Annotated in this window: 24 protein-coding genes and 1 pseudogene; 12 read left to right on the forward strand and 13 right to left on the reverse strand. The window is 72.2% G+C overall.

The genetic code is table 11. The annotated features are described in order from the left end of the window. Nucleotides 1-7: 7 nt before the first annotated feature. The 5 genes from ACIQRW_RS13620 to ACIQRW_RS13640 form a co-directional block, all read right to left on the reverse strand. The gene (locus tag ACIQRW_RS13620) at nucleotides 8-466 is read right to left on the reverse strand and encodes an ATP-binding protein (protein ID WP_403758698.1); all 459 of its coding nucleotides are present in this window, start codon (nucleotides 464-466) and stop codon (nucleotides 8-10) included. A gap of 193 nt (nucleotides 467-659) precedes the next feature. Continuing rightward, nucleotides 660-2,759 (reverse strand): xanthine dehydrogenase family protein molybdopterin-binding subunit, encoded by a 2,100-nt coding sequence (locus ACIQRW_RS13625; RefSeq protein WP_403758701.1) that lies wholly within the window; start codon nucleotides 2,757-2,759, stop codon nucleotides 660-662. Nucleotides 2,760-2,827: 68 nt separating this feature from the next. Then, a complete protein-coding gene (locus ACIQRW_RS13630; protein WP_403758704.1) occupies nucleotides 2,828-3,829 on the reverse strand; it encodes an FAD binding domain-containing protein in 1,002 nt (333 codons plus the stop codon). Then, on the reverse strand, nucleotides 3,826-4,395 hold the full coding sequence (locus ACIQRW_RS13635; RefSeq protein WP_403758707.1) for a (2Fe-2S)-binding protein: 570 nt from the start codon (nucleotides 4,393-4,395) through the stop codon (nucleotides 3,826-3,828). The genes ACIQRW_RS13630 and ACIQRW_RS13635 overlap by 4 nt, the downstream gene beginning before the upstream one ends. A 61-nt stretch (nucleotides 4,396-4,456) precedes the next feature. Continuing rightward, the gene (locus tag ACIQRW_RS13640) at nucleotides 4,457-4,846 is read right to left on the reverse strand and encodes a hypothetical protein (protein ID WP_403758710.1); all 390 of its coding nucleotides are present in this window, start codon (nucleotides 4,844-4,846) and stop codon (nucleotides 4,457-4,459) included. Between the two features lie 229 nt (nucleotides 4,847-5,075). Between ACIQRW_RS13640 and ACIQRW_RS13645 the strand changes: the two genes are divergently transcribed. The 3 genes and pseudogenes from ACIQRW_RS13645 to ACIQRW_RS13655 all read left to right on the forward strand — a co-directional run bounded on the left by ACIQRW_RS13645 (nucleotide 5,076) and on the right by ACIQRW_RS13655 (nucleotide 6,957). Further along, nucleotides 5,076-5,417 carry a DUF6479 family protein gene (locus tag ACIQRW_RS13645; RefSeq protein WP_403758713.1) on the forward strand — a complete coding sequence of 114 codons (342 nt, stop codon included), beginning with the start codon at nucleotides 5,076-5,078 and terminating at the stop codon, nucleotides 5,415-5,417. Then, nucleotides 5,398-6,049: pseudogene (locus ACIQRW_RS13650) on the forward strand (cation diffusion facilitator family transporter); the annotation flags it as partial. The gene ACIQRW_RS13645 and the pseudogene ACIQRW_RS13650, both read left to right, overlap by 20 nt. A 98-nt stretch (nucleotides 6,050-6,147) precedes the next feature. Beyond that, the gene (locus ACIQRW_RS13655) at nucleotides 6,148-6,957 is read left to right on the forward strand and encodes a VOC family protein (protein ID WP_403758715.1); all 810 of its coding nucleotides are present in this window, start codon (nucleotides 6,148-6,150) and stop codon (nucleotides 6,955-6,957) included. 6 nt (nucleotides 6,958-6,963) lie between these two features. Here the strand turns inward: ACIQRW_RS13655 and ACIQRW_RS13660 are convergent, their stop codons facing one another. After that, a complete protein-coding gene (locus ACIQRW_RS13660; protein WP_403758718.1) occupies nucleotides 6,964-7,512 on the reverse strand; it encodes a DUF6328 family protein in 549 nt (182 codons plus the stop codon). Nucleotides 7,513-7,714: 202 nt separating this feature from the next. Here ACIQRW_RS13660 and ACIQRW_RS13665 point away from each other — a divergent pair, with 202 nt between their 5' ends. Then, nucleotides 7,715-8,095 (forward strand): VOC family protein, encoded by a 381-nt coding sequence (locus tag ACIQRW_RS13665; RefSeq protein ID WP_403758720.1) that lies wholly within the window; start codon nucleotides 7,715-7,717, stop codon nucleotides 8,093-8,095. Nucleotides 8,096-8,174: 79 nt separating this feature from the next. Here the strand turns inward: ACIQRW_RS13665 and ACIQRW_RS13670 are convergent, their stop codons facing one another. Both ACIQRW_RS13670 and ACIQRW_RS13675 read right to left on the reverse strand, forming a co-directional pair. After that, the gene (locus tag ACIQRW_RS13670; protein ID WP_403758723.1) at nucleotides 8,175-8,672 is read right to left on the reverse strand and encodes a GNAT family N-acetyltransferase; all 498 of its coding nucleotides are present in this window, start codon (nucleotides 8,670-8,672) and stop codon (nucleotides 8,175-8,177) included. A gap of 31 nt (nucleotides 8,673-8,703) precedes the next feature. Beyond that, nucleotides 8,704-9,108 carry a DUF1992 domain-containing protein gene (locus ACIQRW_RS13675; RefSeq protein ID WP_403758726.1) on the reverse strand — a complete coding sequence of 135 codons (405 nt, stop codon included), beginning with the start codon at nucleotides 9,106-9,108 and terminating at the stop codon, nucleotides 8,704-8,706. A 220-nt stretch (nucleotides 9,109-9,328) separates the two neighbouring features. Between ACIQRW_RS13675 and ACIQRW_RS13680 the strand changes: the two genes are divergently transcribed. Beyond that, nucleotides 9,329-9,907: a hypothetical protein gene (locus ACIQRW_RS13680; protein ID WP_403758729.1), complete on the forward strand. Its 579-nt coding sequence runs from the start codon at nucleotides 9,329-9,331 to the stop codon at nucleotides 9,905-9,907. Nucleotides 9,908-9,993: 86 nt separating this feature from the next. Continuing rightward, nucleotides 9,994-10,434 carry a hypothetical protein gene (locus ACIQRW_RS13685; protein WP_403758731.1) on the forward strand — a complete coding sequence of 147 codons (441 nt, stop codon included), beginning with the start codon at nucleotides 9,994-9,996 and terminating at the stop codon, nucleotides 10,432-10,434. A gap of 112 nt (nucleotides 10,435-10,546) precedes the next feature. Here ACIQRW_RS13685 and ACIQRW_RS13690 read toward each other — a convergent pair whose 3' ends face one another. Then, nucleotides 10,547-11,344 (reverse strand): tyrosine-protein phosphatase, encoded by a 798-nt coding sequence (locus ACIQRW_RS13690; protein WP_403758734.1) that lies wholly within the window; start codon nucleotides 11,342-11,344, stop codon nucleotides 10,547-10,549. Nucleotides 11,345-11,465: 121 nt separating this feature from the next. Beyond that, complete coding sequence (locus ACIQRW_RS13695) at nucleotides 11,466-11,984, reverse strand: DUF6325 family protein (protein ID WP_403758737.1); 519 nt, start codon at nucleotides 11,982-11,984, stop codon at nucleotides 11,466-11,468. A 266-nt stretch (nucleotides 11,985-12,250) separates the two neighbouring features. Here ACIQRW_RS13695 and ACIQRW_RS13700 point away from each other — a divergent pair, with 266 nt between their 5' ends. Genes ACIQRW_RS13700 through meaB form a run of 3 tightly spaced genes read left to right on the forward strand, consistent with a single transcriptional unit; the run spans nucleotide 12,251 to nucleotide 17,388 of the window. Continuing rightward, a complete protein-coding gene (locus ACIQRW_RS13700; protein WP_403758739.1) occupies nucleotides 12,251-14,113 on the forward strand; it encodes a methylmalonyl-CoA mutase family protein in 1,863 nt (620 codons plus the stop codon). Beyond that, the gene (scpA, locus tag ACIQRW_RS13705; protein ID WP_403758741.1) at nucleotides 14,113-16,338 is read left to right on the forward strand and encodes a methylmalonyl-CoA mutase; all 2,226 of its coding nucleotides are present in this window, start codon (nucleotides 14,113-14,115) and stop codon (nucleotides 16,336-16,338) included. The genes ACIQRW_RS13700 and scpA overlap by 1 nt, the downstream gene beginning before the upstream one ends. Nucleotides 16,339-16,350: 12 nt before the next feature. Next, nucleotides 16,351-17,388, forward strand: coding sequence for a methylmalonyl Co-A mutase-associated GTPase MeaB (gene meaB, locus ACIQRW_RS13710; RefSeq protein ID WP_403758744.1), 1,038 nt, complete (start codon nucleotides 16,351-16,353; stop codon nucleotides 17,386-17,388). Between the two features lie 124 nt (nucleotides 17,389-17,512). Here meaB and ACIQRW_RS13715 read toward each other — a convergent pair whose 3' ends face one another. After that, entirely contained in the window at nucleotides 17,513-18,172 is a 660-nt protein-coding gene (locus tag ACIQRW_RS13715; protein WP_403758746.1) for an MSMEG_1061 family FMN-dependent PPOX-type flavoprotein, read from the reverse strand. Nucleotides 18,173-18,262: 90 nt separating this feature from the next. On the opposite strand from ACIQRW_RS13715, the gene ACIQRW_RS13720 reads away from it, so the two are divergent. Next, nucleotides 18,263-18,751: a MarR family winged helix-turn-helix transcriptional regulator gene (locus ACIQRW_RS13720; RefSeq protein ID WP_403758749.1), complete on the forward strand. Its 489-nt coding sequence runs from the start codon at nucleotides 18,263-18,265 to the stop codon at nucleotides 18,749-18,751. After that, nucleotides 18,748-20,043, forward strand: coding sequence for an MFS transporter (locus ACIQRW_RS13725; protein ID WP_403758752.1), 1,296 nt, complete (start codon nucleotides 18,748-18,750; stop codon nucleotides 20,041-20,043). The genes ACIQRW_RS13720 and ACIQRW_RS13725 overlap by 4 nt, the downstream gene beginning before the upstream one ends. A gap of 6 nt (nucleotides 20,044-20,049) precedes the next feature. On the opposite strand, the gene ACIQRW_RS13730 is transcribed toward ACIQRW_RS13725, so the two are convergent. Next, nucleotides 20,050-20,841 (reverse strand): ABC transporter ATP-binding protein, encoded by a 792-nt coding sequence (locus tag ACIQRW_RS13730; protein WP_403758754.1) that lies wholly within the window; start codon nucleotides 20,839-20,841, stop codon nucleotides 20,050-20,052. Nucleotides 20,842-20,990: 149 nt separating this feature from the next. On the opposite strand from ACIQRW_RS13730, the gene ACIQRW_RS13735 reads away from it, so the two are divergent. Beyond that, nucleotides 20,991-21,998 (forward strand): ABC transporter substrate-binding protein, encoded by a 1,008-nt coding sequence (locus ACIQRW_RS13735; RefSeq protein ID WP_403758757.1) that lies wholly within the window; start codon nucleotides 20,991-20,993, stop codon nucleotides 21,996-21,998. Nucleotides 21,999-22,083: 85 nt separating this feature from the next. Here the strand turns inward: ACIQRW_RS13735 and ACIQRW_RS13740 are convergent, their stop codons facing one another. After that, the gene (locus ACIQRW_RS13740) at nucleotides 22,084-23,295 is read right to left on the reverse strand and encodes a M20 family metallopeptidase (RefSeq protein WP_403758760.1); all 1,212 of its coding nucleotides are present in this window, start codon (nucleotides 23,293-23,295) and stop codon (nucleotides 22,084-22,086) included. Nucleotides 23,296-23,421: the final 126 nt, after the last annotated feature.

A 23,421-nucleotide genomic window follows, 5' to 3' on the forward strand; every position in this document is an offset into this window, starting at 1 on the left:
CGGGCGGTTACACGAGCGCCGCCAGGGGAACGTGGCGGGCGGTGCGGACGCCGGGCAGCGGGGCGTACGGGAGCAGACCCGCGGGCTGCGGTGCCTCGGCGTAGCGGGTGAACCAGACCACTTTGCCGTCCGTGGTCCGGCAGGTGCCCCAGCTGTCGCTCAGGGCCATGACCCGGCTCAGCCCGCCGCCGGTCGGCAGCAGCCGGGGCATCCGGGCGCTGTTGTCCGCGACGGACACGGTCACGTGCCGCCCGGTCCAGCGGAGTTCGAGGACGCAGGTGTTGCCGTCGCCGACATGCCGGTGGACGTTGGTCAGGAGCTCGTCCAGGGCCCGGCACACCGGCCGGACGTGCAGGTCGAGACTCCAGTGACGAAGGTGTGCGGCGACGATCCGCCGCACCTGGGAAACGCGCTCTGCCGACACCTGCAGTTCGACCGAGTAGTGCCGGTCGAGTGGAACGGTCATCGTCGAGGCTCCTCACCACGAGGCCCACGTCTTTCACCCCGTCGTACTTCACCCCGTCGTACGAACGCCCCCCGAACACGAAGCGTGAGCACAGATCACTTCTGGGTCACTCATCAGGGTGCGTCGAATAGGCCGGACGCGCAACAGGTGGGCCGTCCGTGCTGGTGGGGAGCGGTGTCCGTCGTCAGGACGGTCACAGCAGATAGGGCAGCAGGGTGTCCGGGGTGAGGGGCAGTTCGCGCAGCCGGGCGCCGGTGGCGTGGCGGACCGCGTTCCCGATGGCGGCGGCGGTGCCGACGATCCCGATCTCGCCGATGCCCTTGCTGCCCATCGGGTTGAGGTGGCGGTCGTCCTCCTCGATCCAGTGCGCCTGGATGTCGGCCGTGTCGGCGCAGACGGGCACGTGGTAGGCGGCGAGGTCCTTGGCGGTGAAGTCGCCGAAGTCCGGGTCGATGCCGCAGCCCTCGGTGAGGGCCATGCCGATGCCCATCACCATGCCGCCGGTGAACTGGGAGCGTGCGGTGCGCGCGTTGAGGATCCGCCCGGCGGCGTACACGCCGAGGAGGCGGCGTACGCGGACCTCGCCGGTGACGGCGTCGACGGCCGTCTCGGCGAAGTGCGCGCCGAAGGCGTGCCGGGAGTACGGGGACTCCTCGCCGGTCTCCTGTTCGGTGTCGGCGGTGGTGGTGATCCCCTCGGCGGGCAGGGGGCCCGACTGCTCCGCGAGGCGGGCGGCGAGGTCGGTCGCCGCCTTGTGCACGGCCCAGCCCCAGGAGGCGGTGCCGGAGGAGCCACCGGCCAGCGGGGCGGCGGGCAGCTCGGTGGAGCCGATGTCGACGCGTACGGCCTCCGGGGCGACGCCGAGCACGTCGGCGGCGATCTGGGCCAGGACGGTGCGTGCCCCGGTGCCGATGTCGGTGGCGTTGACCTCGACGCGCAGGGCGCCGTCCCGCGCGGCGTGGGCGGTCGCGGTGGACCGGGAGACGAGGACAGGGTACGTCGCCGAGGCCACGCCCGTACCGATGAGCCAGCGGCCTTCCTGGCGGGCGGCGGGCCTGGGGTCGCGGTCCTGCCAGCCGAACCGGGCCGCACCGTCGCGCAGACAGGCGGCGAGACCGCGGCTGCTGAAGGGGCGGCCGCTGTCCGGTTCGGTCTCGGGCTCGTTGCGCAGCCGCAGCTCCACGGGGTCCAGGCCGAGCGCGGAGGCCAGCTCGTCCATGGCGGACTCCAGGGCGTACATCCCCGAGGCCTCCCCCGGGGCCCGCATCCAGGAGGGGCTGGGGACGTCGAGGGCGGTCACCCGGTGCGCGGTCCGGCTGTGCGGCGAGGCGTACATGACGCGGGCGGGCACGGCGGCCTGTTCGACGAACTCCTTGACGGTGGAGGTCTGGGTGACGACCTCGTGGCTGACGGCGGTGAGCACCCCGTCCAGGTCCGCGCCGAGCCGGACCCGCTGGATCGTGGGGGCGCGGTGGCCGACGACCTCCGCGAGCTGGGCCCGGGGGAAGGCGAGTTTGACCGGGCGGCCGGTGTGCCGGGCGGCCATCGCGGCCAGGACCCCCTGCGGGCGGGTGGTGCCCTTCGAGCCGAAGCCGCCGCCGACGTGCTCGGAGACCACGGTGATCCGGTCCGGGTCCAGGCCGAACGCCTGGGCCAGGCTGTCGCGGACCTTGGTGGAGCCCTGGCTGGAGTCGTGGACGGTGAGGTGTCCGTCGGCCCACACGGCGGTGGCGGCGTGCGGCTCCATGGGGTGGTTGTGCAGCGCGACCATCCGGTACGTGGCGTCGACCTGGACGGGCGAGGCGGCCAGGGCCCGTTCCACGTTGCCACGCACCCGGACGGCGGGTTCACCGCCGTTGGCCTCGTCGGGCGTGTAGAGGCCGGAGTGGTCCTCGGTGAGAGTGACGTCGTGCGGGTCGCGTTCGTACTCGACGAGGAGTTCCCCGGCGCCTGTCCGGGCGGCCTCCAGGGATTCCGCGATCACGAGGGCGATCGGCCAACCGTGGTGCGGGACCCGGTCGTTCTGGAGCACGGCGAGGATCGGGTCGTCGGGTTCCTGGAGCTCGGGTGCGTTGTCGTGGGTGAGAACGGAGTGCACGCCGGGCACGGCGAGGGCGTCGACGGCCCGTACGGCGGCGACGCGTCCGGCCGCGACGGTGGCCGGGACGGTCCAGGCGTACAGACACCCGGCGGGCGCGCGGTCGGCCGCGTAGCGGGCGGTACCGGTGACCTTGTCCCGGGCCTCTCTGCGGACGACGGGCGCACCGGGGAACTGCGGGGCTTGCGTGGTCATGGCGGTGGGTCCTCGGGGGTCGGTGGTGCGGGCGGGCGGTGGGCGCGTGGGCAACGGCCCCGGGCGGTTCAGCCGGTCCGCGTGGGCTGCCGGGCGGTGAGTTCGCCGAGCACGTCGAGGGCGAGCCGGCGGGCGAGGTCCACCTTGAACGCGTTGTCGCGCAGCGGCCGCGCCTCGGCCAGTTCGGCGATCAGGGCGTGCTGGAACACCGCGGGCGTGGCCGGGGCGCCGCGCAGCTCGGCCTCCGCCCTGCGGGCCCGCCACGGTCGGTGGGCGACGCCGCCGAACGCGAGCGTGGCGTGTTCCACGCGGCCGGCGTCCACCCGGAGCGTGGCGGCGACGGAGACGAGTGCGAAGGCGAAACTGGCGCGGTCGCGGGCCTTGCGGTAGCGGGTGGCCGCCCCGGGCGCCGGCGGCGGAAGCACCACCTCGGTGATCAGCTCGCCGGGTCTGATCACGGTGTCCTGGTCGGGGTTCTCGCCCGGCAGGCGGTGGAACTCGGTGAGGGGGACGGCCCGTTCGCCCTCGGGCCCCAGGAGCACCACGGTCGCGTCGAGCGCGGCGAGGGCCACGGCCATGTCGGACGGGTTGGTGGCCACGCACTCCGGCGAGTGCCCGAGGATCGCGAGGTCGCGGTGGGTGCCCTCGCGTGCGGGGCAGCCGGAGCCGGGGAGCCGTTTGTTGCAGGGCTTGGAGACGTCCTGGAAATAGCGGCAGCGGGTGCGCTGGAGCAGGTTACCGCCGGTGGTGGCGGAGTTGCGGAGCTGGCCGGAGGCCCCGGCCAGCAGCGCCTGGGACAGCACGGGGTAGCTCTCCGTCACGTCGGGGTGGGCGGCGAGGTCGCTGTTGCGCACCGTGGCGCCGATGCTCAGGCCGCCGTCGACCGTCCGGGTCACCCGGTCCAGTGGCAGCCCGGCGACGTCGATGAGGACCCGGGGCGTCTCCACGCCGAGTTTCATCAGGTCCACCAGATTGGTGCCGCCGCCGAGGAAGCGGGCGCCGGCGCCTTCCGCGCAGAGCCGGACGGCCTCGTCGGTGGAGGCGGGGCGCACATAGCCGAACGGTTTCACTCGATCACGTCCTCGATGGCTTCGACGATCCGGGGGTAGGCCCCGCACCGGCACAGGTTGCCGCTCATCCGTTCGCGGATCTCGTCGGCGTCGAGTGCGACGGGTCCGGCCGGTCGGTCGGCGGTGTCCGGTTCGGTGGCATGCGAGGGGTGGCCGTCGGCGGCCTCGCGGAGCATGCCCACGGCCGAGCAGATCTGGCCCGGGGTGCAGAAGCCGCACTGGAGGGCGTCCCGCTCGACGAACGCCCGCTGCACCGGGTGCAGGCTCTCGCCGTCGGCGAGCCCTTCCACGGTGGTGATCGTGGCGCCGTCCTGGGCGACGGCGAGCAGCAGGCAGCTGTTGACCCGCCGCCCGTCGACGAGGACCGTGCAGGCCCCGCACTGGCCGTGGTCGCAGCCCTTCTTGGCCCCGGTGAGCCCGAAGCTCTCCCGCAGCGTCTCCAGGACCGTGGCGCGGTGGTCGACGGTCAGCGTCGCCGCCTCGCCGTTGACGTGCAGGGTCACGGTGGAGTGTTCGTCGACGACCGGTTCCGGTTCGAGGTCGGTCCCCAGAGCGAGGGAATCCATGCGCGCGCCTTTCGCTTCGCCGCGGGGCTGGGTCACCCCGGTCGTGTTCTCGTCCGTGCCGTCAGCGGCTCTCCAGCCGCAGCCTGACCTCCTGCTCCTGGTCGCCGGCGGCCGTGCCGACGACGCTCACCGCGAAGGCACCGGTGAGGTGGGTACGCAGCCGGTCGACGGCCCAGTAGCCGCCCTGGGCGTCCACCGTGACCGGTTCGGTGAGGCGGGCGGGGGTGGCGGCCGCCCTCGGTTCGGACACGTCCACGGTGGTGACCCAGACGGTCGGGCGGGGGCCCGTGGCCGACGTGGGGGTCTCGCCCATCGGGTGGTCGGACGCGAAGGCGGTGGCGAGCACGTCGAACACGGTCCGCGCGTCCTGTGTGTCACAGCGGCTGAGCGAGACCACCACCTCCCGGCCCGCCGGGTGATCCTGGCCGCTCTGCTCGGGGGTGCTGTTCACCGTGATTCCTTCCACTGGGGTGCCGGCCTCTGGGACCACTCCAGGCTGACCCCGCATCCGGCCGACGGCGACACGGGAAGCGCCCGAAAGAGGGCTTGAGCTCCCGGAGAGCGGGCAGGAGGGCGGTCCTGGCCCACGGTCTTGAAACGCCTTTCCCCTGAGATACCCATAAAACATGAATTACTGTGAATAGCTGACTGATGCCCTTCTCCCGGGGTATGCGCCTTACATGGATGTTCTGAATACAGTCAATGCGGTCGAGGTGTCGGCCGAGGTCCCGCTCGCGGCGAGCGCGGGGGCCCTCGGGGTCGTCCTGCCCATCGTGGCGCTGGCCGTCGTCGCCCTGCTGATCGGCGGCTTCATCCTCAGCAAGCGCAAGCACGACGCCGAGCCGCCGCCGCCGCAGCCCCATGAGCAGCCGGAGAAGCCGGATCAGCGCACCCACATCGAGCAGCACGACCCGCACTCCTCCGACCGGTTCCCCGCAGACGGCCACGCCCTGTCCCCGTACGAGCTGAAGGACCACGGCAACGGTCCGCTGCCGCCCGACGAGGAGCAGCCGCGCGGTTGATGCCCGTCATCCATTCGGATACGGCAAGGAGCGCTTCTTCTGGGCGCTGCCGGCCGCGGTAGGCATCTTCGTTATGGGCGGTTGTTTCTCGTTCTACCAGGGGCTTTCCGCGCTCCGCAGGGACGGCCACGAGTCCCCCCGAGGGGTATACGGCGGGTCTCATCGTCCTCGGCGTCGCCTTCGTCGCCGAGGCCACGTCCCTGGGGCGGGCCCTGCACCAGGCGCGCGGCGAGAAGCGCGGGGCCCTGGACCCGGCTCTGCGCACCGTCATCGCCGAGGACAGCACGGCGGTTCTCGGCGTGGCCCTGGCCCTGGCGATGGCGATGGCGATGGCGGGCAGGGTTCTGCACCTGACCACCGGGAGTGTGGTCTGGGAGGCGGCGGCCTCGCTGGGTATCGGGCTGCTGCTGGTCTACGTGGCCTTCCGGCTCGGACGCGACGCCCGCGACCAGTTGATCGGCGAGGCCGTCGATCCCCTGGTCGCCGCCCGTATCGACCTCGCCCCCGGCATCGACAGCGAGCGGGTGGAGGAGGTCTCGATGCGCATCAGGGAGGCGATGGCCGACCGGTGGCCGCAGGCCGACCAGGTCTTCCTCGACATCACGAATGCCCCGCCGCGCGCCGGACGGTGACCCGGGCCCGCGTTGCGGGACCGGGCGGGCCGGTCGAGGCTGGTTGCTGGACCGCAGCGGCAGGGCAGGACGCCGCTCCCCGACGAAGGCAGTGGACCATGACCGGAAGCGATCCCCGTACGGCCTCGGCAGCACCACTCACGGGGCCGGCCGCACCGTGCTGGGTCACCCTCATGACCCGGAACCTGGAGACCGCCGAGCGGTTCTACGCGCAGGTGCTGGGCTGGTCGTTCCGCCCCGGGCGGCTCGGGGCCGACTACTCCGTGGCCTACCGCGGCGAGGTGCCGGTGGCCGGCGTCTTCGCCGTCTCCTCGGCGTACCGGGTCGCGGTGGCCTGGACGCCGTACTTCGCGGTGGAGGACGCGGACGTGGCCGCCGCCCGGGTCCGCGAACGCAGCGGGACCGTGGCGGTGGGACCGCTGACGCTCGGCAAGGGGCGCGGGGTGCTGGCGTCGGACCGGGACGGAGCGTCCTTCGGCCTCTGGGAGCGCACCGAGGACTCCGCCTCGCCGCCGGCCCCGGCCGACCACGCGCACGCCTGGCTGCGGCTGCGGACCCGTGATGCCTTCGACGCGGCGATCTTCTACGGCGAGGTGCTCGACTGGGCGAGCGGGCGGCCCGGGTGCTGCGATGTCGCCTACGAGGGCGACGAGGTCATCGTGCGGTGCGCGGGGCATCCGCTGGCCCGGATCAGCTCCGGGGCCGTGGAGTCGGACGTCGACCCGATGGTGCGCCCGCACTGGCAGGTCCAGTTCCCGGTGGCGGACCTCGCGGCGACGGTCTCCGCGGCCGAGCGGCACGGCGGCGCCCTCGTCGAGGAGCGCACCGGCTTCGGGGGCACCGAGGTCACCCTGCGGGATACGGACGGCGCGCTGTTCGCGGTGACCGATGTGCGCAGCCCGGCCTGACCCGCCTCAGGTGGCGTGGCTCCCCCGGTCGGACGACTCGTCCACGCCCCCGTCCCTCTCCTCGTCATCGGTATCCCGTCCGCCGGAGCGCCCCCGGGCCAGGGCCCACACCGGGAAGACGAACCAGCAGGCGACGAACCAGAGGGCCATCGCTCCGACGAGCCACAGGGCCAGCTGGTTGTGCAGGGCGACGCGCAGGATCAGCAGGAGCACCGAGCACATCGTGCAGAACAGCAGCACCAGGCCGAGCACGGTCATCCGGGAGGCCCAGATGACCGTCTCGGGCTTCATCCGACGGCCGGTGAGGAGCCGGTGGTACGACACGGGGCCGATGAGCGCCGCCGCGGTCGCCGAGCCGAGCATCACCGTGACGACGTAGATGTTCCGGTCGGTGTCGCCCAGGTCCTCGAACCGCGACTGGAAGACCACCGCGAGCAGGAAACCGAAAAGGATCTGCACCCCGGTCTGGGCGACGCGCAGCTCCTGGAGCAGTTCGGACCACTGCCGGTCCGCCCGCTCCTCCTGGGTCTCCTGACGGCCTCTGCTGGATGTCACGTGGCCTCCCTTTCTCCTCGACAGCCTCGGCGGGAACGGCGTGCCGATGGCCGGATCTCACAGGTTCCCCGCAGGCAGGGGCGTAATCCCGTGGACCGGTGTGCGCGGCCCGCCTATGGTCACGGCAGGGCATCGCGCGTCGGTCACCGGCCGGGTGAGGCGTGGAGGTAGCCCGTGAGATGCCCGTTGGAGGCATTCCACCGTGTCAGTCGAGTTGAACCACACCATCGTTCATTGCCGGGACAACCGCGAGTCCGCCGAATTCCTGGCGGATCTGCTGGGCCTGACGGTCGGAGAAGAGTGGGGACCGTTCATTCCGGTCGTTCTCGCGAACAGCGTCACGCTGGATTTCGCGACGATTCCCGCCGCTTCGATCACCCCGCAGCACTACGCCTTCCTCATTTCGGAGGCGGAGTTCGACACCGCGTTCGCGAGGATCCAGGCTCTGGGGATCGACTTCTTCGCCGATCCCCATCAGAAGATTCCCGGCGAGATCAACCACAACGACGGCGGACGGGGCGTGTACTTCCCCGATCCGAGCGGTCATGGAATGGAGTTGATCACCCGCCCGTACGGCGGCTGAATCAGCTTCTGAAGCACCCCGTCCCGGAGCCCGGCCGCGCACTGCGGCCGGGCTGCGGTCGTTCCCGGCAGGGCGCGCCTCAGCCGATGCGGAGCAGGAGTTCGGGGCGGTCCCACATGACCGCCGGCGGGTCGGCCCGCACCGTGCCGACGGATTCGGCGCCGATGCTCCGGTAGAAGCCCTCGGCGGGCGGGTGGGAGACGATCCGGACGCCCGTGAGTCCGGCGCTCCGGGCCTCCTCGCGCAGATGGGCGGCGAGCTGTCGGCCGACGCCGAGTCCCTGGGCGGAGTCGGCGACGAACATCAGGTCCAGTTCCGGCGGGTCGAGGAGCAGCGCGTAGAAGCCGAGGATCCGGCCCGTACCGCGGTCCGCGGCGACGAAGACCCGGTGCGCCTCGATGTAGTCCGGCCCGACTCGGTAGCCCTCCACCATCGGGGCGTACGGGCCCTCGTAGGCGCCTGATGTGCGGACGAGCCGGGTCAGCCGGCCGGCGTCGCCCGCCGAGGCCCGGCGGACCGTCACGTCGGCACGCTGTGGGGCGCGCCCGCGCCGCCGCCCTGCCCTGCCCGATTCCATACGGCGAGTATGCGGCACCGTGGTGGCGGCTTCAGGCCGGGTGGCGTTCCTCGCGCCAGCGGCGGACGGTCCCGTCCACGTCGAAGGGGACCAGCCGCAGCGGCGGGCCCTCGGGAGGCATGCGGATCGCCCGCTCGATCTTCTCGTTCACCTCGGTCAGGATGCGCCGCACCTCGGCCTCGGTGCGGGCCGCGGACACCGCGCGGGGTACGTCCTCCGCCTCTTTGCGCAGGGCCAGCGCGGGCGGCAGCATCGACACGCCCTCCTTCTGCATCTTCTGCTTGATCCACCAGGCCTCGTCGTACGGGCGTTCCAGGCCGGCGATCGGCTTGCCGAAGCCCGGGAGCGCGGAGAAGTCGCCGCGTTGTTCCGCCTCGTGGATCTGCCGGTCGACCCAGGACTCGAAACTGACTCCCGGTGGTTTGCGCTCCGTCATCGCGTGTCCCTCCGACCTGCCGCCGATCCGACGTTTTCACCCTACACAGAGCGTTCCGCTGAGCCCTCCGGCGGAGGGCCGCTGCCTCGAACGGGGATCCGGGGGTACACGAACCTTTGCACCTCGCCCGGCGGTTGCCGCCGGGCTCGGACCGAAAGGGGTTGACCACTGTGCGACAGCAGAGCTACGTACCGGCCGATGAACGTCGGGGGCGGTAGCCATGACGACAGCGATCATCATCATCGCCGTGGTGGCCGTGGCGGCCATCGCCGCGTTCTTCCTTCTCCGTGGACGTCCGGCCGGCGGCAGGGGGCTGCGTGGCCGCTTCGGGCCGGAGTACGACCGTGTGGTCGCCCGGCACGGCGGGGACACCGCGGCGGCCGAGCAGGAGCTCGGTGACCGCGTGAAGCGGCACGGGCACCTCGACGAGCGCCCGCTGACCGAGGAGGCGCGCGCCCGGTACGCCGCCCGCTGGGCGAGCGCCCAGGAGCTGTTCGTGGAATCGCCGGAGCGGTCGCTCACCGAAGCCGACGCGCTGCTGGCCGATCTGTCGCGCGAGCGCGGCTTCCCGGACGGTGAGGACTTCGAGGACCGTACGGACGCGCTCTCCGTCCACCACGCCGCGCACGTCGACGGCTACCGCCGGGTGCACGCGGCTCGTCGCGGGGATGTGAGCACCGAGGAGATGCGTGAGGCCCTGATCGAGGCCCGCGGGCTCTTCGACGGCCTGCTCGCGGGCGGTCCGTCGGGGCGTGAGCACGGCAACAGGCATCTGGTGAAGGGACGCGGTACATCATGACGCGGACACCGAACGGAAAGACTGGTCTGCCCGAGGGCGCAGGCCCCATCGACACGGGTACACCCGTGAGGGGCCCGGGCACGCCCGTGACGGCTCCGAGGACGGTCACGGGCGAGGAGCCGGCCGGCCGTATCGGGGCGGACCCCCGTACCGCCCCCGGCCCCACGGTCTCCGAAACCCCGGTTCACACGGTCGCCCAAGCCGGACCGGACGCCGCCCGGGGGACGGCCGAGGGCGGCCCGCACCCCGGCAGGCCGCTGTTCGCCCCCGAGGAGCAGGAGGCGTTCGCCGCCCGGATCCAGCAGGCGGTGACCGGCTTCGTGGAGGACCCGCACCGGGCGGTGCGGGAGGCCGACGCCACCTTCGACGAGGTCGTCGCGAGCCTCGGAGCCGCCCTGGAGGAGCGCGGGCGGCGCCTGCGCGCGGGGAAGGACGGGAGCGACCCTGCCACCGGGGCGGAGACCGAGGATCTGCGGATCGCCCTCCAGCACTACCGCGACCTGACGGAACGCCTCGTACGCCTGTAGCCGGGGCCGCTCCAGCACGTCGAAAGGTGGCCGGTCCGGCCGGGAATCTCCCGGCCGGACCGGCCACCTTTCCGCGTCCCCGCCCTTGCGTCGGCGCCGGACTCCGGCCGGTTCAGCCCCGGATCACCAGGCCGTGGCGCAGCCGCTCCAGTACGGCGTCGGGTACGCGCAGCCCGTTGCGCACGTAGCCGTCGAGGCCGCCCCAGCGTTCGTCCATGGCGTCGAGCGCCACATCCAGGTAGCGGGGGCGGACCTCGATGATCGCCGCGGCGACGGCGGGATCGCCGCCACCGTCCAGGAACTTCGCCACGTACGGGGCGAAGGCGGCCCGTACGGCGGGATTGACCGCGAGGAAGTCCGACCGCACCGTCGCGCGGGCCGCCCCCAGGAGCATCAGCAGGACGGCTGCCGCCCAGCCGGTACGGTCCTTGCCCGCCGTGCAGTGGAAGAGCACCGGGCGCGCACCGGGGTCGGCGGCCGTCTCCAGAAAGGCCCGGTAGGCGGCTGCGGCACCCGGTGAGAGGACCATCTTCCGGTAGGTCTCGGCGAACAGTTCCTCGGCCCGGCCGCCCCCCAGCGTCCGTTCCGCCTCGACCGGGTCGGCGAGCAGGGACCGCAGCCGGGCGGGCGCCACCCCCGGGTGGTCGCCCAGTACATCGGCGACGAAGAGCCTGGCCCGGTCCGGCAGCCGGTCCGGGGCCCACTGGCGTTCGTCGGCGGTGCGCAGGTCCACGACGGTGCGGATGCCGAGCGCGGACACCGCCCGGTCGCTCGCCGGGTCGAGTTCGCTCAGCTGACCCGAGCGGAACAGGACGCCCTGCCGCACCCGGCGGTCACGGCCCAGAGCGATGCCGCCCAGGTCGCGCAGATTGACAACGGTGGCGGCCGGAACGGTCCGGGCGGTCTGCACGATGAACTGCCTCTTTCCCCGATGAATTCCAGGAATTCCACATATCAGGATCAATGTCGTATGCAGTAAGGAAAGCATCACCGGAGAACGCCGGGCGGCACCCCGGGGCGTCGGCCGGACATCAGTCCGACAGGAGCTTCGTCTTCTGCTCCACGAACTCGGCGTCGGTGAGGACGTCCCGCCTCCACAGTTCGGCGAGCCGCTCCAGCCGGGTGATGATGTCGTCCCCCGCGACCTCCTGGTCACCGGAATCACCGGCCCCGAGGCGCTCGTGCGCGACGAACGTGCCGCCGACCTCGCGGGCCGCGCGGGCGAGCCGCGTGGTCCACAGGTCCTCCCGGACGACGATCGCCACGACATCGCCCGCGGGCACTCCCCGGTCGAGCCTTTCGACGTCCTCCGCGCCCAGGACCGCCGCCGCCCCGCCCTCCGCCGCATCGGCGGGAACCACTCCCTCGGGGTCCAGCTCCCGCAGTTCCACCGGGGTCAGCGCGCCACCCTCGACCCTGCGTACGAAGGCCAGGTCGCCCGCCCGTACGGCTCCGGACGACACGGCGTCGGCGAGCGCGGGGGCGACCGCCCCGGTGAAACGACTGCCGGGGAAGGCGATGACGAGGTACTCCACAGGTCCGACGGCCACGGTCGCGTCCTCTCCGTATCCCGGCGGCCACAGGGGCGCAGGGATGGATACGGCATTCCAGGGATGACATAAAAATCAGGAAACTTCGCACATAATATGTATCACTGTCCCGATTCATCCCGATGTCGAGAACCGTCGTGTTGCCGCTGCCCGCCCGCCACGCCGACTATGCGACCGTATGTAACGGATCATGTACCCGATCGAGAGGGCAAGGTCACAGCATGTGCCCCTGCTGCTGGTTCGGCGCACTGCCCTAGCATCTGACCATGACGGTCCAGCCTGCTGACGGGCTCTCTCCCACCGCCGCGTTCCCCGACCCTTCCCACGACCAGTGGCAGACCCTCGTAGAGGGCGTACTGCGCAAGTCGGGCAAGGAAGTCTCGGGCTCGGCCGCCGAGGAAGCGCTGTCCACCACACTGGAGGACGGGCTCATCACCCGCCCCCTCTACACCGCGCAAGACGAGACGCCGGACACCGGCTTTCCCGGCTTCGCCCCGTTCACCCGGGGCAGCAGGGCCGAGGGGAACGCGGCAGGCGGGTGGGATGTGCGCCAACGCCACACCCTGACCGACCCCGTCCGGCTCAACGAGGCCGTGCTCGGCGATCTGGAGAACGGCGTCACCTCCCTCTGGCTCACCGTGGGAGGCCCGGTGGGCGTCCCCGTCGACGGGCTCGCCCGGGCGCTGGAAGGCGTGTACCTCGACCTCGCGCCCATCGCCCTCGACGCCCCGGCCGACCTGGACGCCGCGGCGACGGAGCTGCTGCGGCTGTACGAGGAACGCGGCGTCGCGAAGAGCGAGGCACGCGGCACGCTGGGGGCCGACCCGCTCGGCCACGAGGCCCGGACGGGCGTCGAGGCGGACCTCACCGCCGCCGTGCGCTGGGCGCGGGTGTGCGACGCGGAGCACCCGGGAATCCGGGCCATCGCCGTGGACGCGCTCCCCTACCACGAGGCCGGCGGTTCGGCCGGCGAGGAGCTGGGGCTCTCCCTGGCCGCCGGCGTCGCGTATCTGCGGGCCCTGACCGGTGCCGGGATGAGCGTGGAAGCGGCCTGCGGGCAGCTGGAGTTCCGCTACGCGGCCACCGCCGACCAGTTCCTGACCATCGCCAAGCTGCGCGCGGCACGCCGGCTGTGGGCGCGGGTCGCCGAGGCCTCCGGAGCCCCCGCCGCCGGATCCCAGCGGCAGCACGCCGTCAGCTCGCCGGTGATGATGACGCGCCGCGACCCGTGGGTGAACATGCTGCGCACCACGTTGGCCACGCTGGGCGCGGGGGTGGGCGGCGCGGACTCGGTGACCGTGCTGCCGTTCGATCACGCACTGGGCCTGCCCGACGCGTTCGCGCGGCGGATCGCCCGTAACACCTCGACGATCCTCATGGAGGAGTCGCACCTGGCACGGGTCATCGACCCGGCGGGCGGCTCCTGGTACGTGGAGCGACTGACCGACGAACTCGCCTCGGCCGCCTGGGCGTTCTTCCAGGAGACCGAGCGGGCGGGCGGTCTGCCCGCCGCCCTGCGCTCCGGGATGGTCGCGGAGCGGCTCGCCGCCACCTGGGCCGCGCGCAGTGCGAAGCTGGCCCGTCGCAAGGAGCCGATCACCGGGGTGAGCGAGTTCCCGCAGCCGGGCGAGCGCCCGGTGGAGCGCGAGCCCGCGCCCGACGCGTACGCGGATGCTCCGGGCGGGTTGCCCCGGGTCCGGCGCGACGAGGCGTTCGAGGCGCTGCGCGCCCGCTCCGACGCACACCTCGCGGCGACCGGGAGCCGCCCGAAGGTGTTCGTCGCCGCGCTCGGTCCGGCCGCCGCGCACACCGCGCGGGTCTCCTTCGCCGTCAACCTCTTCGGGGCGGGCGGGATCGAGGCGGTCCACGATCCGGTGTCGGTGGAAGCGGACACCGCCGCCGGCGCGCTGACCGCCTCCGGGGCGACGGTCGCCGTTCTGTGCTCGTCGGACGCGCTCTACGCCGAGCAGGCGGAGCAGGTGGCCGGTGTGCTGAAGTCGGCAGGAGCGGCGCGGGTGTTCCTCGCGGGACGCCCCGGCGAATATGCCGATGTCGACGCCTATGTCTTCGCCGGCTGCGACGCGGTCGCCGTTCTCACCTCCGTACTCGACCGCATGGGAGTGGCGTGATGCCGACATCGCCCACGGATCAGAAATCCTCCGTTCCCGACTTCTCCGACGTGCCGCTCACGGCGGCCGCGCCGCCCGCCGGTTCCGCCGAGGAGTGGCAGGCGGCCGTGACGAAGGCCGCCGACGGCTCCGAGGCCCCGCTCTGGGAGACGCCCGAGGGCATCACGGTCAAGCCGCTCTACACCGGTGAGGATCTGGAGGGCCTGGACGCGCTGCACTCGTATCCGGGGATCGCCCCGTATCTGCGTGGGCCCTACCCGACGATGTACGTCAACCAGCCCTGGACGATCCGTCAGTACGCCGGTTTCTCCACGGCCGAGGAGTCCAACGCCTTCTACCGGCGCAACCTCGCGGCCGGCCAGAAGGGTCTGTCGGTCGCCTTCGACCTGCCCACCCACCGGGGCTACGACAGCGACCACCCGCGGGTCACCGGCGACGTCGGCATGGCGGGGGTGGCGATCGACTCGATCTACGACATGCGCCAGTTGTTCGACGGCATTCCGCTGGACCGGATGTCGGTGTCGATGACGATGAACGGCGCGGTGCTCCCCGTGCTGGCGCTGTACATCGTGGCCGCCGAGGAACAGGGCGTACCGCCCGAGAAGCTGGCCGGAACCATTCAGAACGACATTCTGAAGGAGTTCATGGTCCGCAACACCTACATCTACCCGCCGTCGCCCTCGATGCGGATCATCTCCGACATCTTCGCGTTCACCTCGAGGAAGATGCCGCGCTACAACTCCATCTCGATCTCCGGCTACCACATCCAGGAGGCCGGCGCCACGGCCGACCTGGAGCTGGCGTACACGCTGGCCGACGGGGTGGAGTATCTGCGCGCCGGACGTGAGGCCGGGCTGGACGTCGACGCGTTCGCACCGCGACTCTCGTTCTTCTGGGCGATCGGCATGAACTTCTTCATGGAGGTCGCGAAGTTGCGGGCGGCCCGGCTCCTGTGGGCGCGTCTGGTGCGGGAGTTCGACCCGAAGAACCCCAAGTCCCTCTCCCTGCGCACCCATTCGCAGACATCCGGCTGGTCGCTGACCGCACAGGACGTGTTCAACAACGTGACGCGTACGTGCGTGGAGGCGATGGCCGCGACGCAGGGGCACACCCAGTCGCTGCACACCAACGCGCTGGACGAGGCGTTGGCGCTGCCCACCGACTTCTCCGCCCGCATCGCCCGTAACACGCAGCTCCTGCTCCAGCAGGAGTCCGGCACCTGCCGGGTCATCGACCCGTGGGGCGGCAGCGCGTACGTGGAGAAGCTGACGCGGGACCTGGCGGACCGGGCCTGGCAGCACATCGAGGAGGTCGAGGCGGCCGGCGGCATGGCGAAGGCCATCGACGCGGGCATCCCCAAGCTCCGGGTGGAGGAGGCCGCCGCGCGCACGCAGGCGCGGATCGACTCCGGGCGACAGCCGGTGATCGGGGTGAACAAGTACCGGGTGGAGACCGACGAGAAGATCGACGTCCTCAAGGTCGACAACTCCTCGGTGCGCACCCAGCAGATCGAGAAGCTGCGCCGGCTGCGCGAGGAGCGCGACGAGGTGGCGTGCCAGGAGGCGCTGCGCGCGCTGACGGCCGCCGCCGAGCGTGACCCGGGCCCTGGCCTGGAGGGCAACCTGCTGGCGCTCGCCGTCGACGCGGCGCGGGCGATGGCCACGGTCGGGGAGATCTCGGACGCGCTGGAGAAGGTGTACGGGCGGCACGCCGGGCAGATCCGTACGATCTCCGGTGTGTACCGCAAAGAGGCAGGAGAGTCCCCTTCGGTGGACCGCACCCGCGCACTGGTCGAGGCCTTCGAGGAGGCGGAGGGCCGCCGTCCGCGCATCCTCGTCGCCAAGATGGGGCAGGACGGGCACGACCGGGGCCAGAAGGTGATCGCCACGGCCTTCGCCGACCTGGGCTTCGACGTGGACGTCGGCCCGCTGTTCCAGACGCCCGGTGAGGTGGCGCGGCAGGCCGTCGAGGCCGACGTGCACATCGTGGGCGTCTCCTCGCTGGCGGCCGGACACCTCACGCTCGTGCCCGCGCTGCGCGAGGAGCTGGCCGCCGAGGGGCGTGAGGACATCATGATCGTGGTGGGCGGGGTGATTCCGCCGCAGGACATCGATGTGCTGCACGAGGCGGGCGCCGCCTCGGTCTTCCCGCCGGGGACGGTGATCCCGGACGCGGCCCACGACCTGGTGACGCGGCTCGGCGCCGCGCTCGGCCACGAGCTGTGAGCCGCTGACCGGATGGCTGTGAAGATCGACATCGACGGTTATGTGCGGGGAGTGCTCGACGGGAAGCGGGCGTTCGTGGCGCGCGCGATCACGCTCGTCGAGTCGACGCGCGCCGAACACCGGGTGCTGGCCCAGCAGTTGCTGAGCCGGCTGCTGCCGCACGCGGGGGCGGCCCGGCGGATCGGGATCAGTGGGGTGCCGGGCGTGGGCAAGTCCACGTTCATCGACGCGCTCGGCACGATGCTCACGGGGCTCGGGCACCGGGTGGCGGTGCTGGCGGTCGACCCGTCCTCCAGCCGTACGGGCGGCTCCATCCTGGGCGACAAGACCCGGATGGAACGCCTCGCGGTGGACCCGGCCGCCTTCGTCCGCCCCTCCCCCACGGCGGGCACGCTGGGCGGGGTGGCCAAGGCGACCCGGGAGTCCATCGTGGTGATGGAGGCGGCGGGTTACGACGTGGTGCTGGTGGAGACGGTGGGCGTCGGGCAGTCGGAGACGGCGGTGGCCAACATGGTCGACACCTTCCTGCTGCTGACGCTGGCCCGTACCGGCGACCAGTTGCAGGGCATCAAAAAGGGCGTCCTGGAGCTGGCGGACGCCATCGCGGTCAACAAGGCCGACGGCCCGCACGAGCGTGACGCCCGCTCGGCCGCGCGCGAACTGGCGGGCGCGCTACGGCTGATGCATCCGGCGGACGCGGCCTGGACGCCCCCGGTGCTCACGTGCAGCGCGCGCGAGTCGAGCGGTCTCGACACCCTGTGGGAGCGGCTGGAGCAGCACCGGACGCTTCTGGAGTCGACCGGCCGGCTGGCGGCCAAGCGCCGCGACCAGCAGGTGGACTGGGCGTGGACGATGGTCCGCGACGAGTTGCTGGACAGTCTGCACAGCCACCCGGCGGTGCGGAAGCTCACGCCGGAGCTCGAACAGCGAGTCCGGGAGGGCACGTTGACGGCGACGCTGGCCGCCGAGGAGATCCTCGCGGTGTTCCGCGGGGGCGAGTTCCGTGAGGCCGGAGCGCGCCGCGAGGGCGGCGCGGAGGAGTCCGGCTGAGGGCGTCGCCGTCGCCCGCCGGGGCGGGTGCGCGCCGAGGGCCCTGTGGCGGACGCCAGGGGGCCCTCGGCGTTTCGGATGCCGGCGGGCGAGGGGCCCGGCACCGCTGCGGCCGGCCGGTCTCCTACTCGTACCGGTACTTCAGCGACTCCGCCTCGTTCTGCTCGATGTCGGCGATCGTCAGCTGCGGCATCCGCAGTTGGGCCAGCGTCACCTCGGCCGAGGTCGGCTGGGCGTCCGCCGGCAGCCACTGTTCCGGTTTCCAGGCCCCGCTGCGCATCAGCGACTTGGGGCAGTGCGGGTAGACCTCCTCGATGCCCACCACCAGCGCGCTGACCGGCGGTTTTCCCACGGCGGTCAGCTGGGACAGGAGCTCCGGGCGGGTGGAGACGCAGGCCCGGCCGTTCACCCTGAGCGTCGTCGTCCGCCCCGGGATGAGGAACAGCAGCCCGGCCCGTCCGGTGGCGATGACGTTCTGCAGGGTGTCCAGGCGCTTGTTGCCGGTCGCGTCCGGAATCGCCACCGTCCGGGAGTCCAGGACGCTGACGAATCCGGTGGGGCCGCCGCGCGGGGAGACGTCGCAGTTTCCCTCTCCATCCGCGCTGGAGATCAGGACCAGTGACGAGCAGCCGATCAACCGCCGGGCCTGATCGGTGAGTTCGGTCATCTGCTTGCGTATGGCCGCGTCGCTGGGGAGCGCGTACGCCCGGCGCAACGCCTCCTGGTCCGAAACCGCGTCGGAGCGGAGCGAGTCGAAGGCGCTGCCGGCCGGTGATGTCGTCATACCCCCGACCCTAGCGACCCGGCCCGCGGTCGCTACCGGCCGGTGGACAGGAGGGCACGAACATTGTCGCAGCGCTGTTATATTAGCGCTGTGACACATTCCGATCCCACCGCGCGCCCCGACCCCTGGCACTCCCTCCACGAACTTCTGGCAGCTATGGACGCCGAGATCGAGCAGGTCTACATCGAGCGGGGCATCGAGGGCGTACGGCCCCGCTTCACCTATCCGTTGATCCGGCTCGCACACACCGGACCGCTGACCATCCGCGAGCTCGCGGAGTCCCTGGGGCGCTCGCACTCCGCGATCAGCCAGACCGTCGCCGCCATGCGCAACGCGGGGCTCGTCACCTCCGAGCCCGGGCCCGACGCCCGCACCCGGCGCGTCGACCTCACCGACCGCGGCCGATCGCTGGTGCCGTTCCTGGAGGCGGAGTGGCGCGCCACCCACAGCACGGTCGCCGAGCTGGACAGCGAGATCCCTTACGCGATGACCGCCGTCGTCGAGGAGGTGCGGCGGGCCCTGGAGCGCAGGTCGATGCGGCAGCGGATTCTCCACCACCTGACCGAGCCACCCCGATGAAACGGCGTGTCGGCGGCCCGTTCCTCGACATCCGCCCACTCCGGGGCAATCAGCCGTTCCGCGACCTGTGGATCGGCACCTCCGCCTCCCAACTCGGCGGCCAGACAGCCAACGTGGCGGTGCTGGCCCAGGTCTGGGAGTTGACCGGCAGCCCGGTGGGAACGGGTGCCATCGGGCTCGCCACCGGTCTGCCGATGGTGCTGTTCGGCCTGCTCGGCGGGTCCCTGGCCGACGCCTACGACCGCCGTACGGTGGTACGGGCCACCACCGCGGGACAGGTACTGGCCGCGGCGGGGCTGTGCGCCCAGGCCCTGGCGGACAACCGCAGCGTACTGCTGCTGCTCGCCCTGGTTGCCGTGGGAACGAGTTGCGGCGCTCTCGGAGCACCCGCCCGGCGCACCTTCCCGGTCCGGCTCCTGCCGGGCGACCAGGTGGCGGCCGGGCTCGCGCTGACCAACGTCTCCTTCCAGACGGCGATGCTGGCCGGTCCCGCGCTGGCGGGGCTGATCATCGCCGGCTGGGGCTTCCCCGCCGCGTACGCGGCCCAGGCCGTGGCCGTGACGGTCGCACTGTTCGCGGTGGTCCGCCTGCCCGCCATGCGCCCCGAAGGCACCGGCGCGGCAGGCGGCGGGCCTCGGACGGAGCGTGGCGGCTGGCTGATCGTGCTGCGCCGCCCGACGCTGTGGGGCTCGATGGCCACCGACCTGTCCGCGACACTGCTGGCCATGCCCATCGCGCTCTTTCCCCTGGTCAACGAGATCCGCTTCGGCGGAGACCCGCGGACCCTCGGCCTGTTCCTCTCCGCCGTCGCGGTCGGAGGAATCACGGCCGGCCTGCTCTCCGGCACGGTGACGCGCCGGCGCCGCGCCGGTCTCGTGCAGCTGTACGCGGCAGGGATCTGGGGTCTGGCACTGGCCTGTTTCGGCCTGGCGGGGCCTTTGTGGCTGGCGCTCGGCTGTCTGGCGGTGGCGGGCGCCGCCGACACCGTTTCCGTCGTCACCCGCAGTGCGCTGATCCAGCTTGAGACCCCGGACGCCTGTCGGGGGCGGGTCTCCTCGGTGGAGCACGTCATCGGCGTCGCGGGCCCCGAACTCGGCAACTTCCGCGGCGGCCTGGTGGCGTCGGCCACCTCGGCCTCCTTCTCGCTGATCTCCGGAGGGCTGTCCGCCGTCCTGGCGATCGCCGCCGTGTACGCGACCAACGCGCCCCTGCGCGCCTACCGCACGCCGACCGCCCCCGAGAAGCCGTCCGCCCCCAAGGTCCTCGCCCCGGCGGAAGCGACAAGCGATTAGGCCGGCTCAGACGCCGACCGCCGGCACGCGGACCGCCGGTACGACGACGGGCGCCCCGTCGGAGGTCGCGGTGAGGATTTCCGCCTCGATGCCGTACAGCTCCTGGACCAGTGCGGTGTCCACGGTCTCGCGGGGCGGCCCCGAGGCGACGATCCGCCCGTCGCGCATGGCGACCAGGGTGTCGGCGTACCGTGCGGCGGCGGCGAGGTCGTGGAGCACCATGACGATGGTGCGGCCCTGCGCGGCGACTTCGCGGACCAGGTCCAGGACCTCCACGGCGTGGCCGATGTCGAGGGCGCTGGTGGGCTCGTCGAGCAGGACGACGGGCGTCTCCTGGGCGAGGGACATGGCGAGCCAGCAGCGCTGACGCTGGCCGCCGGAGAGCTGGTCGAGCCGCCGGCCGGCCAGGGCGGCCGTACCGGTGGCCTCCAGGGCACGCGCGACCGCGCTCTCGTCCTCCTGCGACCACTGGCGGAACAGCCCCTGGTGCGGGTGGCGTCCGTACCGTACGAGTCCGGCGACGGTGACCGCCTCCGGTGCCTGCGGTGCCTGGGGAAGCAGGGCGATGCGGTGGGCGGCGTCGCGCTGGCGCAGCTGCCAGACGTCGGCGTCGCCGACGAACACCCGGCCGGAGCGGGGCTGGTGAAGGCGGGCCATGGAGCGCAGGAGGGTCGATTTGCCACAGCCGTTGGGGCCGACGATCGCCACGACCTGCCCGGAGGGAACCGTCAGGTCGACCTGGTCCACGGCGGTATGACCGGCGTATCCAGCGATGAGCTGTTCGACACGGATGTCCACGAGGACCGGCCTTTCCGAAGGACAGGGGCATCACCTTGCCCGATGCCGATAAAGTAAGGCTAACCTTAGCTCGCTCACGAGCCGACGGCCGCATCCACGTGACCGTGCGGCCGTCACCGCTTCATGTCCCGTTGAACCCGGAGCCCTTGATGATCCTGCACCACCGCCCCACCCGCACCGCCGCCCGAAGAGCGGCGCGCGCCGTCGCCACGCTCGGCGCCGCCGCCCTGCTCCTGACGGCCTGTGGAACGGACTCCGACTCGGGCACGTCCTCCGGGGACAAGGCCGGCAAGGCGGACACCGCTTCCTCCGCGACCCGCACGGTCAAGGACGCCACCGGCAAGGCGGTGGAGATACCGGCGGAGCCGAAGCGCATCGTCACCCTGACCCAGGAAGACCTGGACGCGGTGCTGGCGTTGGACATCAAGCCGGTCGGCATCACCAATGGGCAGGGCCTCGACAAGCCGCCGGCCTACCTCGCCGACAAGGTCGAGGGCATCGACGTCGTGGGCAACCTGCTCCAGCCGGTCATGGACAAGGTCGTCGCCGCCAAGCCCGACCTGATCCTCGCCGGTGACATGCAGGACGAACAGGTGCTCAAGCAGCTGCGGGAGATCACCCCGGCCACGCTCGTGACGATGGCGCCGACCGACGACTGGAAACTGTTCTTCCGGGGTGTCGGCAACGCCGTCAACAAGCTGGACGACGCCAACAAGTTCATCACCGGCCACGAGACCGCCGCCAAGGCCGCCGGGGACAAGCTCGGGGCGAACAAGGGCGCCGAGGTCTCGATCGTCCGCTGGAACCCGGACGGGCCGAGCTGGATGGAGAGCAAGCAGTTCGCCAGCGGCGTCGCCCTGGAGATGGGGCTGAAGCGGCCCGCGTCCCAGAACAAGGACGGCAACGCGCACACGCCGTCGCTGAGCCTGGAGAAGATCAACGAGATCGACGGCGACTGGCTGTTCCTGTCGACGCTCACCTCGGACGGCGCGAAGGCGCTGAAGGACGTCCAGTCCAAGCCTGCCTACAAGGAGTTGGGCGCCGTCAGAGACGGCCACGCGGTGACCGTCGACGGCTCGGTGTGGTCCACCCGGGGTGGCCCGCTCGCGGCGGACGTCGTCCTCGACGACTACGTCAAGGCGCTCTCGGCCAAGTGACCTCCGGGTGACTTCCACGCCGTGCGGCCCGGACCGGGAACTGCCGGTCCGGGCCGCACGCCTGCCGGGGCCCCGGCCCGCCTCGTCAGGCGGACGGCCGGCCCGCGACCCTGGAGGCCGCGAAGTCGGCGGCGGTCCATGCCATGCCCACCGCCCCGTCGAGCAGGGCCTGTTCGGCCGCCGGGGAGACCGCCGCCTCGGCGAACGCCGCCTCGTGCGGGCCGCAGACTCCCCCGCTGATGTCGAGCACCGGGTGGATGGACGGCACCACGTGCGAGACGTTGCCCATGTCGGTGCAGGCGAACGGCGGGCGCTCGACCGGTTCGGCGCGGCCCAGCTCGCGGGCGTTGGCGGTCCAGAGCCGGATCAGCTCCGGGTCGCCCCGGAAGTCGAGATAGTCGGGCTCGGGCCGCTCCAGGGTCACTTCGCAGCCGGTGGCGAGCGCCCCGGCACGGAAGCAGTCCTCGACCCGCTGCCGCAGTTCGCGCAGGTCCTCGGCGGCCAGCGCCCGTATCTCGTACGTGGCGGTGGCCCGGTCGGGTATCGCGTTGGGCGCGGTTCCGGCCGCGGTGGTGATGCCGTGCACCCGCCACTGCGGGGGCAGTTGCTGGCGCAGGAGGCCCAGGGCGACCTGGGCGACGGTCAACGCGTCGGCGGCGTTGCGGCCCTCGTGCGGATTGAGGCTGGGGTGTGCGGCGCGGCCGGTGTAGACGACGTCGAGGGTGCCGAGCGCGAAGGAGCGGAAGTCGGCCATCTCGAAGGGGCAGGGGTGCACCATCATCGCGGCGTCGACCCCGTCGAACGCGCCGGCCTCCAGCAGCAGCGCCTTGCCCGCGCCCCGCTCCTCGGCGGGAGTGCCGATGACCCGGACGGTCAGGCCGAGTTCGTCCGCGTACGGAGCGAGGCCGAGGGCCGCGCCGACCCCGGCCGCGGCGATGAGGTTGTGCCCGCAGGCGTGTCCCAGCCCCGGCAGGGCGTCGTACTCGCAGGCGATGGCCACGGTGACGGGACCGGAGCCGATCGTGGCGCGGAACGCCGTGTCCAGACCGTGGGCGGGTGCGGTGACCTCGAAGCCGTGCGCGGCGAGGAGTTCATGGCAGAGCACGGCGGCCTTGTGCTCCTCGAACGCGGTCTCGGGTTCGGCGTGCAGACGCCGGCTCAGGTCGAGCAGGGCCGGGGCGCTGCCGCCGACCGTCTCCCGCACGGCGGTCCTGAGAGCACGGATCCGCTCCTCGGCCGTCTCGTCGGCCCGTGTCCCGGGGCGCGTCTCGGGGCGTGGGGCTGCGGGGACGGTCATGGGCTCTCCTTGCGTTCCGGACCGCCGCGGGGCGGTCGCCTGCACTGTCGGAAATAGGTTAACTTAGCCTTACCTAAGTGTGCGCCGAGAGCCCGTTGGCCCGGTGTCCGTTGTCCTTCAGGGGAG

Source organism: Streptomyces sp. NPDC091287 (assembly GCF_044768525.1).
Classification (GTDB): domain Bacteria; phylum Actinomycetota; class Actinomycetes; order Streptomycetales; family Streptomycetaceae; genus Streptomyces.